At 24.6% G+C, this 16,023-nt stretch carries 20 protein-coding genes; 14 read left to right on the forward strand and 6 right to left on the reverse strand.

Features of this window, described 5'->3' with window-relative positions; translation table 11 throughout:
• The first annotated feature begins 6 nt into the window (after positions 1–6).
• The 6 genes from miaB to groL all read left to right on the forward strand — a co-directional run bounded on the left by miaB (position 7) and on the right by groL (position 5,410).
• Complete coding sequence (gene miaB / locus H0H63_RS02105) at positions 7–1,344, forward strand: tRNA (N6-isopentenyl adenosine(37)-C2)-methylthiotransferase MiaB (RefSeq protein ID WP_185858375.1); 1,338 nt, start codon at positions 7–9, stop codon at positions 1,342–1,344.
• A gap of 19 nt (positions 1,345–1,363) precedes the next feature.
• Positions 1,364–2,611 (forward strand): sigma 54-interacting transcriptional regulator, encoded by a 1,248-nt coding sequence (locus tag H0H63_RS02110; RefSeq protein WP_185858376.1) that lies wholly within the window; start codon positions 1,364–1,366, stop codon positions 2,609–2,611.
• Positions 2,612–2,782: 171 nt separating this feature from the next.
• Positions 2,783–3,079: a hypothetical protein gene (locus H0H63_RS02115; RefSeq protein ID WP_238784390.1), complete on the forward strand. Its 297-nt coding sequence runs from the start codon at positions 2,783–2,785 to the stop codon at positions 3,077–3,079.
• A gap of 70 nt (positions 3,080–3,149) precedes the next feature.
• Positions 3,150–3,332, forward strand: a complete 183-nt coding sequence (gene secG, locus H0H63_RS02120) for a preprotein translocase subunit SecG (RefSeq protein ID WP_238784391.1) — start codon at positions 3,150–3,152, stop codon at positions 3,330–3,332.
• 124 nt (positions 3,333–3,456) lie between these two features.
• On the forward strand, positions 3,457–3,735 hold the full coding sequence (locus H0H63_RS02125) for a co-chaperone GroES (protein WP_185858378.1): 279 nt from the start codon (positions 3,457–3,459) through the stop codon (positions 3,733–3,735).
• A gap of 31 nt (positions 3,736–3,766) precedes the next feature.
• Positions 3,767–5,410, forward strand: coding sequence for a chaperonin GroEL (groL, locus tag H0H63_RS02130; RefSeq protein WP_185858379.1), 1,644 nt, complete (start codon positions 3,767–3,769; stop codon positions 5,408–5,410).
• 43 nt (positions 5,411–5,453) lie between these two features.
• On the opposite strand, the gene H0H63_RS02135 is transcribed toward groL, so the two are convergent.
• The 3 genes from H0H63_RS02135 to H0H63_RS02145 form a co-directional block, all read right to left on the reverse strand.
• The gene (locus H0H63_RS02135) at positions 5,454–5,951 is read right to left on the reverse strand and encodes a KdsC family phosphatase (RefSeq protein ID WP_185858380.1); all 498 of its coding nucleotides are present in this window, start codon (positions 5,949–5,951) and stop codon (positions 5,454–5,456) included.
• A 47-nt stretch (positions 5,952–5,998) separates the two neighbouring features.
• A complete protein-coding gene (locus H0H63_RS02140; protein WP_185858381.1) occupies positions 5,999–6,391 on the reverse strand; it encodes a DUF3276 family protein in 393 nt (130 codons plus the stop codon).
• Positions 6,392–6,489: 98 nt separating this feature from the next.
• The gene (locus H0H63_RS02145; protein ID WP_185858382.1) at positions 6,490–8,199 is read right to left on the reverse strand and encodes an ABC transporter ATP-binding protein; all 1,710 of its coding nucleotides are present in this window, start codon (positions 8,197–8,199) and stop codon (positions 6,490–6,492) included.
• 104 nt (positions 8,200–8,303) lie between these two features.
• Between H0H63_RS02145 and nusB the strand changes: the two genes are divergently transcribed.
• The 4 genes from nusB to H0H63_RS02165 all read left to right on the forward strand — a co-directional run bounded on the left by nusB (position 8,304) and on the right by H0H63_RS02165 (position 10,303).
• Positions 8,304–9,242, forward strand: a complete 939-nt coding sequence (nusB, locus tag H0H63_RS02150) for a transcription antitermination factor NusB (protein ID WP_185858383.1) — start codon at positions 8,304–8,306, stop codon at positions 9,240–9,242.
• A 110-nt stretch (positions 9,243–9,352) separates the two neighbouring features.
• Positions 9,353–9,583, forward strand: a complete 231-nt coding sequence (gene yajC, locus H0H63_RS02155; RefSeq protein WP_394798814.1) for a preprotein translocase subunit YajC — start codon at positions 9,353–9,355, stop codon at positions 9,581–9,583.
• The gene (gene coaE, locus H0H63_RS02160; RefSeq protein WP_185858385.1) at positions 9,580–10,203 is read left to right on the forward strand and encodes a dephospho-CoA kinase; all 624 of its coding nucleotides are present in this window, start codon (positions 9,580–9,582) and stop codon (positions 10,201–10,203) included. Before yajC ends, coaE begins: the two co-directional genes overlap by 4 nt.
• On the forward strand, positions 10,187–10,303 hold the full coding sequence (locus tag H0H63_RS02165; protein ID WP_185858386.1) for a 30S ribosomal protein THX: 117 nt from the start codon (positions 10,187–10,189) through the stop codon (positions 10,301–10,303). The genes coaE and H0H63_RS02165 overlap by 17 nt, the downstream gene beginning before the upstream one ends.
• On the opposite strand, the gene H0H63_RS02170 is transcribed toward H0H63_RS02165, so the two are convergent.
• A complete protein-coding gene (locus tag H0H63_RS02170; RefSeq protein WP_185858387.1) occupies positions 10,300–11,001 on the reverse strand; it encodes a zinc metallopeptidase in 702 nt (233 codons plus the stop codon). The two genes, H0H63_RS02165 and H0H63_RS02170, sit on opposite strands and share 4 nt — an antisense overlap.
• Positions 11,002–11,076: 75 nt before the next feature.
• On the opposite strand from H0H63_RS02170, the gene H0H63_RS02175 reads away from it, so the two are divergent.
• The gene (locus H0H63_RS02175; RefSeq protein ID WP_185858388.1) at positions 11,077–12,369 is read left to right on the forward strand and encodes an NAD(P)/FAD-dependent oxidoreductase; all 1,293 of its coding nucleotides are present in this window, start codon (positions 11,077–11,079) and stop codon (positions 12,367–12,369) included.
• On the opposite strand, the gene H0H63_RS02180 is transcribed toward H0H63_RS02175, so the two are convergent.
• Both H0H63_RS02180 and H0H63_RS02185 read right to left on the reverse strand, forming a co-directional pair.
• Positions 12,351–13,397 carry a chorismate-binding protein gene (locus tag H0H63_RS02180; protein ID WP_185858389.1) on the reverse strand — a complete coding sequence of 349 codons (1,047 nt, stop codon included), beginning with the start codon at positions 13,395–13,397 and terminating at the stop codon, positions 12,351–12,353. The two genes, H0H63_RS02175 and H0H63_RS02180, sit on opposite strands and share 19 nt — an antisense overlap.
• 5 nt (positions 13,398–13,402) lie before the next feature.
• The gene (locus H0H63_RS02185) at positions 13,403–13,837 is read right to left on the reverse strand and encodes a PaaI family thioesterase (protein WP_185858390.1); all 435 of its coding nucleotides are present in this window, start codon (positions 13,835–13,837) and stop codon (positions 13,403–13,405) included.
• 85 nt (positions 13,838–13,922) lie between these two features.
• Here H0H63_RS02185 and idi point away from each other — a divergent pair, with 85 nt between their 5' ends.
• The 3 genes from idi to gcvT are packed head-to-tail and all read left to right on the forward strand — an operon-like array spanning position 13,923 to position 15,965.
• Positions 13,923–14,444 carry an isopentenyl-diphosphate Delta-isomerase gene (gene idi, locus H0H63_RS02190; protein WP_185858391.1) on the forward strand — a complete coding sequence of 174 codons (522 nt, stop codon included), beginning with the start codon at positions 13,923–13,925 and terminating at the stop codon, positions 14,442–14,444.
• On the forward strand, positions 14,444–14,857 hold the full coding sequence (locus H0H63_RS02195) for a 6-pyruvoyl trahydropterin synthase family protein (RefSeq protein ID WP_185858392.1): 414 nt from the start codon (positions 14,444–14,446) through the stop codon (positions 14,855–14,857). The genes idi and H0H63_RS02195 overlap by 1 nt, the downstream gene beginning before the upstream one ends.
• Positions 14,841–15,965: a glycine cleavage system aminomethyltransferase GcvT gene (gene gcvT, locus H0H63_RS02200; RefSeq protein WP_185858393.1), complete on the forward strand. Its 1,125-nt coding sequence runs from the start codon at positions 14,841–14,843 to the stop codon at positions 15,963–15,965. The genes H0H63_RS02195 and gcvT overlap by 17 nt, the downstream gene beginning before the upstream one ends.
• Positions 15,966–16,023 lie beyond the last annotated feature (58 nt).

Here is a 16,023-nt window from a genome sequence, read left to right on the forward strand (position 1 = left end):
GATGTAATGGAAGAAAAAAAATCAAATCAAAATTTTTATATTGAGAGTTATGGATGCCAAATGAATGTATCTGATAGTGAGATCGTTACTTCTATATTATTAAAAAACGGATATTTTTTATCTCAAGATTTAAAAAAAGCAAACATTATATTATTAAATTCTTGTTCTATACGAGAAAAAGCAGAATTAACTATCAAAAAAAGACTAGAACAATTAGAATTTCTTAAAAAAAAGAAAAAAATTATGTTTGGAATTATAGGTTGTTTTTCTAAACAAATGGAAAATTTTCTTATAGAAGAAAAAAAAGTAGATTTTATAGTAAATCCTAATTCTTATAAAGAAATATCTAATATCATTTATCATGCAAAAATAGGAAAAAGATACTTATATGCTATAAATAGAAATGAAACATATGAAAATATAAAACCATTTCATATAAATGAAAATAAAGTAACAACTTTTTTAAGTATAACACGAGGATGTAATAATATGTGTACATTCTGCATAGTTCCTTTCACTAGAGGAAGAGAAAAAAGTAGTAGTCCAAATTCTATAATAGAAAAATGCAAACGTTTATATAAAAATGGATATAAAGAAGTGACTCTATTAGGTCAAAATGTTGATTCCTACCAATGGACAGAAAATTTCAATATGAAAAAAAATATAGATTTTTCTGATCTTTTAAATCTTATAGCTAAAGAAAACCCTTTCCTAAGAATTAGATTTTCTACATCTAATCCTCATGATATGTCAGATAAAGTATTGAAAGTAATTTCTAAAAATCCCAACATTTGTAAACATATTCATCTTCCTGTACAATCCGGAAGTAATAAAATATTAAAATTAATGAATAGAAAGTATACCCGTGAAGAATATCTTATTTTAATAAAAAAAATTAGAACTATAATTCCTGAATGCTCTATTTCTCATGATATTATGACCGGTTTTTGTAACGAAGAAGAAAGCGACCACCAAGAGACTATCAGTTTAATGAATGAAGTAAAATATGATTACGGTTATATGTTTTTCTATTCTCCTAGACCCGGAACTTATGCATATAAAAAATTAGAAGATAACGTTCCTATCAATATAAAAAAAAAGCGATTAAAAGAAATTATTAATTTACAAAAAAATCATTCATACTTAAGAATGAAAAAACATTTAGGAAATGTAGAAGAAATTTTAATTGAAGGAAAATCGAAAAGAAATGATCAATATTGGTACGGAAGAAATACACAGAATATTATTGTTGTTTTTCCAAAAAAATCTTCTAAAATAGGAGAATTAGTTCATGTAAAAATAATAAAAAATACATCTGCAACTTTAATAGGTTTAATTTGTTAATAAATAAAGAAATAAAAATATGGAGTCTATCCAAAATATAAAACAAAAATTTGGAATCATTGGATATGATTATACTTTACAAAGAGCATTAGAAAAAGCTATACAAGTCGCCCCTACCGATATTTCTGTTTTAGTTCTTGGAGAAAGCGGAGTAGGAAAAGAATTTATTCCAAAAATTATTCATCAATTTTCTTGTAGAAAACACCATTCTTATATTGCTGTTAATTGTGGAGCTATTCCGGAAGGAACTATAGATAGTGAACTCTTTGGACACGAAAAAGGATCTTTTACAGGAGCTACTAGTATGCGAAAAGGTTATTTTGAAGGAGCAAATGGTGGAACTATTTTTTTAGATGAAGTAGGAGAACTTCCATTAACTACACAAGTACGTCTTCTTAGAATTTTAGAATCTGGAGAATTTATTAAAGTTGGATCTTCTAAAATTCAAAAAACCAATATACGAGTTGTTGCAGCTACTAATTTAAATATGATAGAATCTATACAAAAAGGAAAATTTAGAGAAGATTTATATTATCGTCTTAATACAGTACAAATTAATGTCCCTCCTTTACGTTATCGTAAAAATGATATCCAATTTTTATTCAAAAAATTTTCCAATGATTTTGCAGAAAAATACCATATGCCTCCTATTAGACTTACTAAAGAGTCTTTAAAATATTTAGAAAACTATTCTTGGCCTGGTAATATTAGGCAATTAAAAAATATGACAGAACAAATTGCTGTTGTAGAAACAAAACGGGAAATTTGTGTAGATAAATTAAAAGAATACATTCCAGATAATCTTCCCTCAATATCTTTTTCTCATTCTTCTTTTCATGATTTCTCCAAAGAAAGAGATTTTATTTATAAAATTTTATTTGATATGAAAGAAAATTTTAATAATTTAAAAAATATTACTTTACAATTAATAAAAAACCGTTTTGATCCCAGATTTTTTGAAAAAAACCAACAACTTATGGAAAAAGTTTTCGGTAAAATAATCCATAATAACAATAGAGATAATTCCATTTTTCAATTAGAAGATTTTTCCAAATTATCTTTAAATGAAAATTTAGATTATGAATATGAAGAAGTAGAAGAAGATTCTTTAAAAAATGAATTACCTTCTTTTTCTTTACAAAAAAAAGAAATAGAATTTATTCAAAAAACTCTGAAAAAAAATAATGGAAAAAGAAAAAAAACAGCAAAAGAATTGGGAATTTCAGAACGAACATTATATAGAAAAATAAAACAGTATGGTTTATAAAAAAATTTTTTTTTATTCATTTTCTTATTTTTTGTAAATTGTTATCATCCATCTATTCCTTCATTTTTTAATACAAAAAAAACAATAGAAATAGGTAATTTTTCAGAAAAAATAAATCTACCAAGAAGATCTATTGCTTTTGATTTTAAGAAATATCTTGAAGATTACATTATGAAGCATAGTCCTTCTAATTTAGTATTAAAAAATGGAGATATCCTTGTTGAAGGAATATTTTTAGATTATGCAATTATTCCTACAAATAATTATCCATTAAAAAAAATTAAAATAACAGCTAAAATATATTATATAGATAATTTTAATCCTAAAAAAAATTGGGAAGAATGCTTTATAGTTTCAGAAGAATTCTATCACAAAAAAAATTTCTTTTTAAAAGAAACTTTTGATAAGGTTATTGAAAAACTAACAATACAAGTATATAAAAAAATATTTATTGATAATAATAAGTGATCAAAAAAATATGGAAGATTTATTTATAACTATATTCGGATTTTTTATTATTATAACATGTTTTCTACTTATGTTAATTATTTTAATACAAAATCCTAAAAAAGAAAGTATTCATCATACTTTTATGGAAAAAGATTTTAGATTTTTTGGAGTAAAAAGAACAAATACTTTTCTTGAAAATATAACTTGGTTTTTATCTGCAGTTATATTTCTTCTAACTTTATTTTTCAATCTAATATTAAAATCAAAATAATAAAATGAATATTTTCTGCCATATTGACATTTAACATTACTTAAATGAAAAAAATTCAATTATTTCTCATTTGGCATGTTTTTGGCTTTGAACGGGTAGTATCGTTAACCTTAAAATTTATAATATGGTGGATATAAAAATTAAACCTTTAGCAGATCGTGTACTTGTTCAACCTGATCCTGCTGAAACAAAAACAGAATCAGGTATTATTATTCCTGATACAGCAAAAGAAAAACCACAAAAAGGAACTATAATAGCAGTAGGACAAGGAAAAAAAAATGAACCTATGATTCTAAAAGAAGGAAATAGAGTTTTATACGGAAAATATTCTGGAACAGAATTAAAATGGGAAGGGGAAGAATATCTCATTATGCGAGAATCTGATGTAATAGCTATTATATGATCATATATTAATAAAAAAATCTAAAAAAATTATGGCAAAAGATATTAAATTCGATATTGAAGCAAGGGATAAATTAAAAAAAGGAGTAGATGCATTAGCTAATGCAGTTAAAGTTACTTTAGGACCAAAAGGTCGTAACGTAGTACTACAAAAATCGTTTGGAGGACCTCAAGTAACTAAAGATGGGGTGACTGTAGCAAAAGAAATTGAATTAGAAGATCCTATAGAAAATTTAGGAGCTCAAATGGTAAAAGAAGTAGCATCTAAAACTAACGATGTAGCAGGTGATGGGACTACAACTGCTACTGTATTGGCTCAAGCTATTGTTAGAGAAGGATTAAAAAATGTAGCTGCTGGTGCAAATCCTATGGATTTAAAAAGAGGGATAGATAAAGCTTTGGAAGGAGTTATTTTTGATTTAAGAAAACAATCCAGAGAAGTAGGAGGAAATACAGAAAAAATAAAACAAGTAGCTTCCATTTCTGCAAATAATGATGAAAAAACTGGAGCTTTAATAGCTGATGCTTTTGAAAAAGTAGGAAGAGAAGGAGTTATTACAGTAGAAGAAGCTAAAGGGACAGATACATCCGTAGATGTAGTAGAAGGGATGCAGTTTGACAGAGGTTATCAATCTCCATATTTTGTGACAAACACTGAAAAAATGATCACAGAATTTGATCAACCTCAGATTTTATTATCTGATAAAAAGATAGCGGCAATGAAAGATTTATTGCCTATATTAGAACCTGTAGCTCAATCTGGTAAACCTTTGCTCATTATATCCGAAGAAGTTGAAGGAGAAGCATTAGCCACATTAGTGGTAAATAAAATTAGAGGAACTCTAAAAGTAGCAGCTATAAAAGCACCTGGATTTGGAGATAGAAGAAAAGCTATGTTAGAAGATATAGCTATTCTAACAGGTGGTACTGTTGTTTCTGAAGAAACAGGAAGTAAATTAGAAGACGTAAAATTAAATATGCTGGGAAAAGCAGAAAGAGTCATTATAGATAAAGATAATACCACTATTGTTAATGGAGGAGGAAATAAAAAAGATATAAGAGCACGTGTCGATCAAATTAAAGCACAAATAGAATCTACAACGTCAGATTATGATAAAGAAAAATTACAAGAACGTCTTGCTAAATTAGCTGGAGGAGTAGCCGTTCTTTATGTTGGAGCCGCTTCTGAAGTAGAAATGAAAGAAAAAAAAGACCGTGTAGATGATGCTTTAAATGCAACAAGAGCTGCAGTAGAAGAAGGAATTGTAGCAGGAGGTGGGGTAGCCTTAGTTCGTGCTATTAAATCATTGGATCATATAAAAGGAGATAATTCTGATCAAGATACAGGTATACAAATAGTAAGAAGATCTTTAGAAGAACCTTTACGTCAGATTGTAGCTAACGCAGGTGGAGAAGGATCTGTAGTTGTAGCTAAAGTAGCTGAAGGAAAAGGAGATTTTGGATATGATGCTAAAATTGGAGAATACAAAAATATGATTGTAGAAGGAATTATAGACCCTACTAAAGTAGCCAGAGTAGCATTAGAAAATGCAGCTTCAGTATCCGGTATGTTATTAACTACTGAATGCGTTGTAACAGAAATAAAGAAAGAGGAACCAAACATATCACCTCCAATGCCAGGAGCTGGAGGAGGTGGAATGGGAGGAATGATGTAAATAGAAATAAAAAAAATAGTGTCTTAGGACACTATTTTTTTTATTAAAACCAATTTTTTTGGATTTTTAAAGTTTGTTCGATCACGTCTCTTACACATCCTCTTCCTCCTTTTTTCGGAGAAATATATTTAGATATATCTTTTACTTCTTGAACAGCATCTATGGGAGAACAAGGTAAAGCTACAGATTTCATTATTTCTATATCTGGGATATCATCTCCCATATAAAGAATTTTTTTCTTAGTAATATTGAGAATATTACAATATTCATCTAAATATTTTTTTTTATTATCTGCACCTTGATAAATGTAACGTATATTCAGTCCTCTTAGACGACGAAAAACCATTATATCAGAACCCCTAGTAATAATACATAAATTATACCCTTTCCTTTTTGCTAACTGCATAGCATATCCATCTTTAGCAAACATTTGACGAACCATTCCATATGGAAATAGACTTAAAGTACAATTCGTCAATACCCCATCTACATCAAATATGAAAGTAGTAATATCATTCATTATATTTATATAATCATCCATAAATCAACATATAATCTCATCCATAAATCAACCTTTGATTATAATTATTATATATCTTCAAAATTAATATTCGTGAAATTTTTTATTTCTGATGTTTTCTTTTTTACTTCTTTAGATTCTTGGTTATAGGTCATATGATTTTTAAAATCCTTTTGATGACGTTCCGAAATAACTTCTCTTCCTTTTTCATTAATAATAAATCGAATCATATCATCAAGTATACTCTGAAATTTTGAAAAATCCTCTTTGTACAAATAAATTTTATGTTTTTTGTAAGTAATTTCTCCAGTTTCGGTAAAACTTTTTTTACTTTCAGTGATAGTTAAATAATAATCTCCTGCTCTTGTTTCTCTGGCATCAAAAAAATATGTACGACTTCCAGTTTTTAGAGTTTTTGAACAAATTTCATTTCTTTCTTTAGTATTTTCTTTTTCGTCCATTTCAATAAAATATTATAATCCTATATTTAAGCAAATCTAAAAAAAAAAATGGATCTTCCTATTTTTAATTCAAAAAAAATTTTTATAATAAAATATTATTATTTTGCTATTTTTGATATTTTTCCATTTTTTAATACAATAAACAAATCAAAATCAGATATATAAGAAATATCATGAGTAATGATCATAATAGTGGTATTTCTCATTTCCTTTTTTATACAACAAATAATTTTTTTTCTAGTTTTTTGGTCTATAGCCGAAAAACTATCATCAAATACAAGTATTTTTGGATTTCTAATAAGTGCTCTAGCTATACATATTCTTTGTTTTTGTCCTCCAGATAAAGTAATTCCTCTTTCTCCTATAACTGTTTTATATCCATTCTTAAAACTCAGAATATCATCTTCTATCATTGCTTTTCTAGCAGCATCATATACTTTATAGCATGGAGTTACTTTTTCTATACTTCCTAAAGCAATATTATTATAAATAGAGTCTGAAAAAAGAAAAGATTCTTGAGGAACATACCCTATGTTATTTCTAAAATCATATAAATTATGATGTTTCAAAGATAAATTATCTACTAGTATTTCTCCTTTATATGGATCATATAAACGTGAAACTAATCTTCCTACTGTTGTTTTTCCGGATCCTGTTTCTCCTGTTAAAACCATAGTTTTTCCCTTTCTTAAAATAAAGGATATCTTTCTAATTATTAGTTTTTTATTTTTTAGTTTGTTATAATAAATAAAACTAACATTTTTAAATTGAACTGTTCCAATAATTTTTTTTTTTATTAAATTTTTATTAAAAATTTCAGGTTTTTCTTTTAAAAATTCGCTTATTCTAAATTGTGAAACTTTAGCTCTTTCCACAATGGATACGACCCATCCTAATATAATGAAAGGAAATATAAGTATATTAATATATGTAAGAAATTCAGCAATAGTTCCGATTTCTTTTATTTCTCCTTCAAAATATTTTTTCCCTCCAAAAAAAAGAATTAATAAATGACTAATTCCTATAAAAAATAGGATAATAGAAGATAAAATTGTATCAATTTTTGCTAGTTCTATATTTTTTTTTTGATATTTTAATATAATTTTTTTATATTTTTTTTTAAAAAAGGATTCTGATACAAATGATTTAATGATATGAATTCCAGAAAAAGTTTCTTGAATAAAAGAACATATAAGAGATTGATAATTTTGAACTTTCTCACTATTTTTAGTAATATGAATACTAATATAATAAATAGAAATAAAAAGAATAGGTATAGGAATAATTACATAAAAAGTTAACATTTGATTAATTCGAAACATTTGTATAAAAACCATAAAAAATAAAACTACAAGGTTAACAAAATACATAATTCCAGGACCTATGTACTGTCTTATAAAAGAAACATCTTCTGTTAGTCTATTCATTAAATCTCCTGTTGAATTCTTTTTATAAAAAGACAAACTCAATTTTTGATAATGTAAAAAAATTTCATTTTTTATATCAAATTCTATCATTCTAGAAGTAGTAATAATACATTGTCGCATATGATACTTGACGAATCCTCCTACAATAGGAACCATTAATATTATCCCGGTATAAATACAAATATTTTTTTTTAAAAAAAAAGAATTTGATGTATTTGAAAAATTTATCAATAAATTTTTTATTGTGTCAATAGACTTTCCTATATAAGGAATAGGAAATAAAGTTAAAATATTTGAAATCAGAATTAATAAGAACCCTATACAAAAACGTAATCTATATCTTTTACAATATTTTTTGCTAAAAGCAAATAACCCAACCATATAACATACAAAAATACAAACTTTTTCAGTTTAATTTTTTATTTATATAATTGTTACAAAACCTTATTTTGTAATATAGTATAAATTAACATTATCAAAATAAAATGTCCATAAGACGAAAGTTCAGGATAATAAGTTTACAATTTTTGTATGCTCAACATTTATCCAAAATGGATTCTAATCAAGTAGAAAAAAATATGCTTCAAAGCATTGAAGAATTACATAATTTATATATTAGTCTTCTTTGTCTGATTTTAAAAATACGTGAAAGTATTCTAACAAATAACGGAAATAATAAAAATTTTATACAAAAAAAATTCGCATGTAATTCCGTTATAAAAATATTATCCAATAATGAATACTTGATACAAGAATATTATTCTTCAGAAAAAAAAGAAAAAATATTATGGAAAAAACAGGATGAATATTTTTTTGTATTACTACAAGACTTACTACAAGTAATGTATACATCTCATCTATGTAAAAAATATTTTGACCATCCATCTTCTTCTTTTGAAGAAGAAAAAAAATTTATTATAAAATACTATAAAAATTTTATTATTCCCAATAAAAAATTAATAGGATATGCAGAAGATCTATATATAAATGGACAAGAAAACTTATGTATAGCTCACTCCATGGTTTGTAAAACTTTACAATTTATCAAACATTCCACTCCATCTAATTTTAGATTATACAATATTTACAAAAACAATGAAAATATCAAATTTATTATTGATTTGTATAGAAATACAATTTTTCACAAAAAAGAATTTAATGACTTGATTAGTACTATATCCAATAATTGGGATATAAAAAGAATATCAGTTATAGATCTAATCATCTTGCAAATGTCTATTTGTGAGTTTTTGTATTTTCCTAATATTCCTCCAAAAGCTACCATGAATGAATATATAGAAATTACAAAAATATTTTGTACGGAAAAAAGTAAAATTTTTATTAATGGAATATTAGATCAAATCTTTAAACTTTTACATAAAAAAAATAAAATATTTAAAGAAGGAAAGGGACTTACAAAATGAATTTATTATCTTATTATTTAATAAAATATTATTGTATGTTTTTACAACAAAATTCCATTGCAAATACTATTTGCATGTTTGCATTAATTTTCATAATATTCTATTTTTTTATGATACGACCTCAAATAAAAAAACAGAAAACAGAAAAAAAATTCCAAGAAAACTTGAAAAAAGGAAATTATATAGTAACAAATTCAGGAATACACGGAAAAATTATAGATATAACAGATACTTTTTGTGTATTAGAAACAATTACAGGAAAAATAAAACTTGAAAAAAATACAGTTTCTAAAGAGTTAACTCAATTAAGATATAATAAAAATCATGAAGAAAAAAAATGAAATTTATGTTGATAGGAATTACAGGAAAAATGGGATCAGGAAAAAGTTTATTTTCTTCTTTTTTTGAAAAAAAAGGAATACCCGTTTATTATTCGGATAAAAGAGGAAAAATATTAATGAACCAAAAAAGAGTTATAAAAGAAAATATTATAAAATATTTTGGAAGAAATTCTTATAATAAAAAAGAAAAAATTAATAAATCTTATTTATCTGAAATAGTTTTTAAAAATCCTATTGCATTAAGATTATTAGGTTCTATTGTTCATCCATGTATTTCAATAGATTTTAGAAACTGGATTTCTTCTATATATAAAAAAAAAACTCTATATGTAATCAAAGAATCTGCTCTTTTATTTGAAAGTGGAAGTTATAAAAAATGTGATTTAGTTATAACTATAACATCTCCAATGGAAAAAATGATTGAAAGAATAATAAAAAGAGATAATTTAAATAAAAATCAAATTATCAATCGTTTGAAAAATCAAATGTCTAATCAAAAAAGAAAGAAAAAATCTAATATTATCATTAAAAACCATTTTTCTAAAGCTTATCTTCAAAAAGAAGCCGATAGAATGCACAAATTATTCAAAAACTTATTTCATTATGGGAAAAGGAGATAAAAAAACAAGAAGAGGAAAAATAAGAAATAAAACTTATGGGAATCTTCGACCAAATTCAAAAAATGTTAGAAGAAAGAAAAAAAAAACTAATTCAAGTTAGTGATCTTCTTTTTCCGTTGTTGTAAACATAGATAAAAAATATAATAGTTGTGCTAAACTTCCTAAAGCAGAAACAACATAAGTCATAGCCGCCCAATTAAGGGATTCTTTTGCTTTTTGGTATTCTTGATAATTAACTATATTTTTATTTTTCATCCAATTTAAAGCTCTATTACTGGCGTTAAATTCTATTGGTAATGTTATAAAAGAAAAACATACAACTAAGAAGAAGGAACCAATTCCTAATTGAAGGATAAAAGAGTTATTACCTCCTGAATTATAAAAAAGGGTTAATCCAGATATTATAGCTAGATTAATAAATATGGAACTAAAGTTTAAAATAGAAATTAAATGATTACGAAATTTTAATAAATTGTAACCTAATTTATGTTGCAAAGCATGGCCACATTCATGAGAAGCAACGGCTATAGCAGCTGTACTACTTTCGTAATAAACTTTTTCGCTTAAATTTATTGTTTTGTTCAAAGGATTATAATGATCCATTAAGTCTCCTTCTGTATAAAGTACTTTAACATCATAAATTCCATGATCTATTAACATTTTTTCAGCTATTTCTTTTCCACTCATATTAGTAGAATGTAAGCGAAGTTTAGAATAAGTTATAAATTTATTTTTTAAAATTGTATTTACAATAATACTCACTAAAAAAGTGATTCCTATAATCAGATAATAAGTCATAAAATCTTTTTTTTAAACAAAATTATTTTCAATTAAAAATATATATAAATTAGCTTATGTGTCAAATTTTTGACTATGAATATTCCAACAGTAAATAATCTAAAAAGAGTCGTTATTATTGGAGCTGGATTTTCTGGGTTACAAGTAGCCAAAAAACTGAGAAAGGACAAATTTCAAGTTGTACTTGTAGATAAAAATAATTATCATACTTTTCAACCTTTATTATATCAGGTAGCTACAGCGGGATTAGAACCAGATTCTATAGCTCATTCTATTAGAAATATTATTAAAAAAACAAAAAACTTTTTTTTCAGATTAGCAAACGTTCATTATATCAATACAGAAAAACAAAAAATATATACAAATGTAGGTTATTTATCTTATGACCATTTAATTGTAGCTACTGGATCAATTACTAATTATTTTGGGAACAAGAATATTGAATATTTCTCATTTCCAATGAAATCTATTCCAGAAGCTTTAAATATTAGAAGTCTTATTTTACAAGATTTTGAATCGGCTTTACTAAAGAAAGATGACCAAGAAAGAAAAAGACTTATGACTTTTGTAATTGTGGGAGGAGGCCCTACTGGGGTCGAATTGGCTGGAGCTTTAGCTGAAATGAAAAAATATGTATTACCTCATGATTATCCAGATTTAGATATACAATTAATGAATATTCATTTACTACAAGCTACTTCTAGGTTATTAGATGGAATGTCTAAAAAATCATCAGAACAAGCTTATAAAAATTTGAAAGAATTAGGAGTTAATATTTGGTTAAATTGTTTAGTTAAAGATTATGATGGTCAAATCGTTTTTATGGAAAAAAATAAAAAAATAGAATCTGATAATGTAATATGGGCTGCTGGAGTGAAAGGAGCTTTAATTAAAGGGTTTTTAAAAGAAGATATAGAACACCATAGAATTTTAGTAGATAATTATCTTAGAGCTATTAGATACAAAAATATTTTTGCAATTGGAGACGTTGCTTATATGAATTCTTATCCTAGTGGACCCCCTATGACTGCACCACCTGCTATACAACAAGGTAATTATTTAGCAAAAAATTTTAATCTTTTTTCATCAAAAAAAAATATAATAAAACCTTTTGTCTATAAAAATATAGGTTCTATGGCTACTATTGGTAGAAATAAAGCTGTATGTGATTTTACTTTTTTTAAATTAAAAGGTTTTTTAGCATGGATAGTTTGGATGGTTGTTCATTTAGTAAGCTTAGTAGGTTTTAGAAATAGAGTAATAGCTTTAACAAACTGGATTATTCAATACTTTCATTATAATAAAAGTGTACGTTTAATTATAAGACCTTTTCATAGAAAAAAAAAAAATTATTTAAAAAAGAGTTGAGACAAAATATTTTTTATTTTATTTTCTGTTTCTACATATTCTTGATTTATATTACTATTTATAGTGATTCCACTTCCAGCATATAAAGTTATTTCGTTTTCTTTAACTTTTGCACATCTTAAATTAAGATATAATTCCATATTTTTTTCATTTACAGTTCCAAGATATCCTGCATAAAATTTTCTTTCATACCCTTCGTTTTTATTTATAAAACTTAAAGATTCTTTTTTTGGAAATCCACATATAGAAGGAGTAGGATGCATATAATTTAATAATTCATAATAGTTAGGTTTTTCAAAAAAAGAAAAAAAAATTGGAGTTTCTAAATGTGTTAAATGACCTACTCGTATAATTTTAGTTTTTTCTAAATAAATATGGCCTTTATAAGATTGTAATAATAATTGGGATATGTATTTTACTACGATTTGATGCTCTTTTATTTCTTTTTTAGTCCATTGATGATTTCCCCAAATCGTTCCTGCTAAAACTGATGTTTTAAATTTTTTTTTATGACATTTCATTAATAATTCTGGAGATGATCCTATCCAAAATCCATGATCTACGTTATACCAAAGACTAATGAAAGTATTAGGATAAGAACATACTAATTTTTGAAAGGTTTTTTTTAAATCAATAATATGAAAAGAAATTTTTATAGATCTAGATAATACTACTTTTTGAAAAAAACCTTGTTTTATATTTTCAATTGCTTTTTTAATTATATTTTTATATGCAGAAGATAAAATTAAAAGGGAAGAATTTCTTTCATAATAAGAAGAAGAATAGTCATTATATCTATTTTCTAATTTTTGTATATCTACAAAATAGATATGTTTTGGTTTTATTTTTATTGTGTAATTATGATCAAAATCTTGAATTAAAAAAAATTCTTTTCCATTATTTGGATAATGAGAATAAAAAAAAATTTTTTTTTCATAAGGTTTTCTAAAAATGACAAAATTATTACGTATCCAATAATTTTTTATAATTTTTTTATATAACGAAAAAATACTGATTTTCTTTATCATAAAAACTATTTTTTTTGTATTAACATATTCGTCATTTTACAAAAACTAATGATATTTCTTTTTTCATTATAAACGTTAATTTGAACAATATGTAAAGTTTTTCCTTTATGAACTATTCTAGCTTTAGAAAATAAAAATCCTTTTTTTATACTACGAATATGGTTTGCAGAAATTTCTATATTAAAAATATTCATATTATTATTTTTTTCTTTATTAATAATAAAAGATATAGAACTTCCTACACTTTCAGATAATGTCATTATAGCTCCTCCATGAAGATAACCAAAAGGTTGTAGTATATTCTTATTGATAGGCATTTTTGCAATTAATATATCTAATTTTGTAGATAGATAAATAAACCTGATATTCATAATACTTATCAGTGTATTTTTTGTTAAATTATTTAATTCATTTAAAAGATTATGAATATTTTTTTTCATCATGGAAAAATACCTACTATTAAAAAAGTATATATAACTAATTTACGATACTTTATTTTTATCAAAAAAAAACTAATATTTAGATATGGATAATGATTATTGTATTCCTTTAATAGGAAAAAAAAACAATATTGTTGGATTTGAAAAAAAATATAAAATACATGTAAAAGGTTTATTTCATAGGGCTGTATCTGTATTCATTTTTAATTTCAGAAATGATTTAATGTTGCAAAGAAGATCTTCAACAAAATATCATTCTTCTTTACTTTGGACCAATACATGTTGTAGTCATCCTAGAAAAAATGAATCGGTTTTAGAAGCGGCACATCGTTGTCTTATAGAAGAAATGGGTTTTGATTGTTTTTTAGAACTAAAATTTAGTTTTACTTATCATGAATATTTCAATAATGGATTGATAGAAAACGAATTAGATCATGTTTTTTTAGGTTTTTACGATAAATATCCAACTATAAATTACAAAGAAGTTGAAAATTGGAAATGGATTCCTTTAAAAAAATTAATTAAAAACGTTCATATAAACCCAGATTCTTATACAATATGGCTAAAAATTATTCTTAAAAATTATATAAATCAACTATTAAAATAATGAAAGCTACCATAAACAAAAAAGGTCATTTTAGTGCAGCCCACAGGCTTTATAACAATCATTGGGATTATCAAAAAAATATAGAAATATTTGGAAAATGTGCTTATTTAAATTATCATGGACATAATTATGAATATATCACAAGTATAACCGGTGAAATAGATATAGAAACTGGTTTTGTTTTTAGTTTACAAAAATTAAAAAATATTCTTCATGAAGAAATAGAAGAACTTTTTGATCATAAAAATATTAATTTGGATATAAAAGAATTTTATTCTATTAATCCAACTATGGAAAATATTGTGATTTTTATGTGGAATAAAATAAATCAAAGAATATCATCTTATTTAGACTTAAAAATAACTTTATACGAAACAAAAAATAACTTTGTTGAATATGACGGAAAATCATAAAAAATTGATAAAAACTAGTTTATACAAAAACCATGTGAAGTTAGGGGCAAAAATGATTAATTATTCAGGTTTTTGTATGCCACTCCAGTACACTTCTTCTTTAATAGAACATATGTCAGTTAGAAATACAGCTGGTATTTTTGATGTGAGTCATATGGGAAAATTTATTTTGAAAGGAAAATACGCTATGGATTTAATCCAGTATTTAACCACAAATGATTTATCTAAAATAAAAATAGGACAAGCCCAATATTCTTGTTTAATTAATGATAATGGAGGAATCATAGATGATTTAGTGATTTATAAAATTTCGGAAAATAAATTTTTACTTATAGTTAATGCAGCTAATATCGAAAAAAATAAACAATGGATTATTTCACATATAAAAAAGAATATATTGTATGATAATATAGAATTCATAGATTTTTCTCAAGAATATTCTCTTTTAGCTATTCAAGGTCCATTATCTTTATATTATATTCAAAAATTAACAAATATTTCGTTACATAAAATTCCCTTTTATCATTTTGAGATAGGAGATTTTTCTGGAATAAAACAAGTATTAATTTCTTGTACAGGATATACAGGATCTAAAGGAGTAGAAATTTATGTACCTAATAAATATGTAGAAAAAATATGGAATGATATATTAGAAATAAAAGAATATAAAATAATTCCTTGTGGAATAGCAAGTAGAAATTCATTAAGAATAGAAATGGGATATCGTTTATATGGACAAGATCTTTCTGAAGAAATAAGCCCTATAGAAGCTGGATTATCTTGGATTGTCCAGTTCGAAAAAAAAGAATTTCTTGCAAAGAAAAAATTACAAATACAAAAAAAAGAAGGAAAATATAAAAAATTTATATCTTTTATTGTAGAAAAAAAAGGTAAAATCCCCAGAAAAAATTATCCATTAATAGATGAAAATGAAATTATTATTGGAAATGTTACGTCTGGAATTTTTTCTCCGGTTTTAAAAAAAGGAATAGGATTAGGATATTTGTATAATAATAAAAAAGAAAAAAAATTTGTTTATATTTTGATAAGAGGAAAAAAAGTTCCTATTACAATGACAAAATTACCTTTCATTAAAAAAAAAATATAAATACATAAATATTCTGTACATTTCAAAAAAAATTTTTTATTAGCTTTTCCTGTCATTT

This window comes from Blattabacterium cuenoti, assembly GCF_014251655.1.
Taxonomy (GTDB): Bacteria; Bacteroidota; Bacteroidia; order Flavobacteriales; family Blattabacteriaceae; genus Blattabacterium; species Blattabacterium cuenoti_I.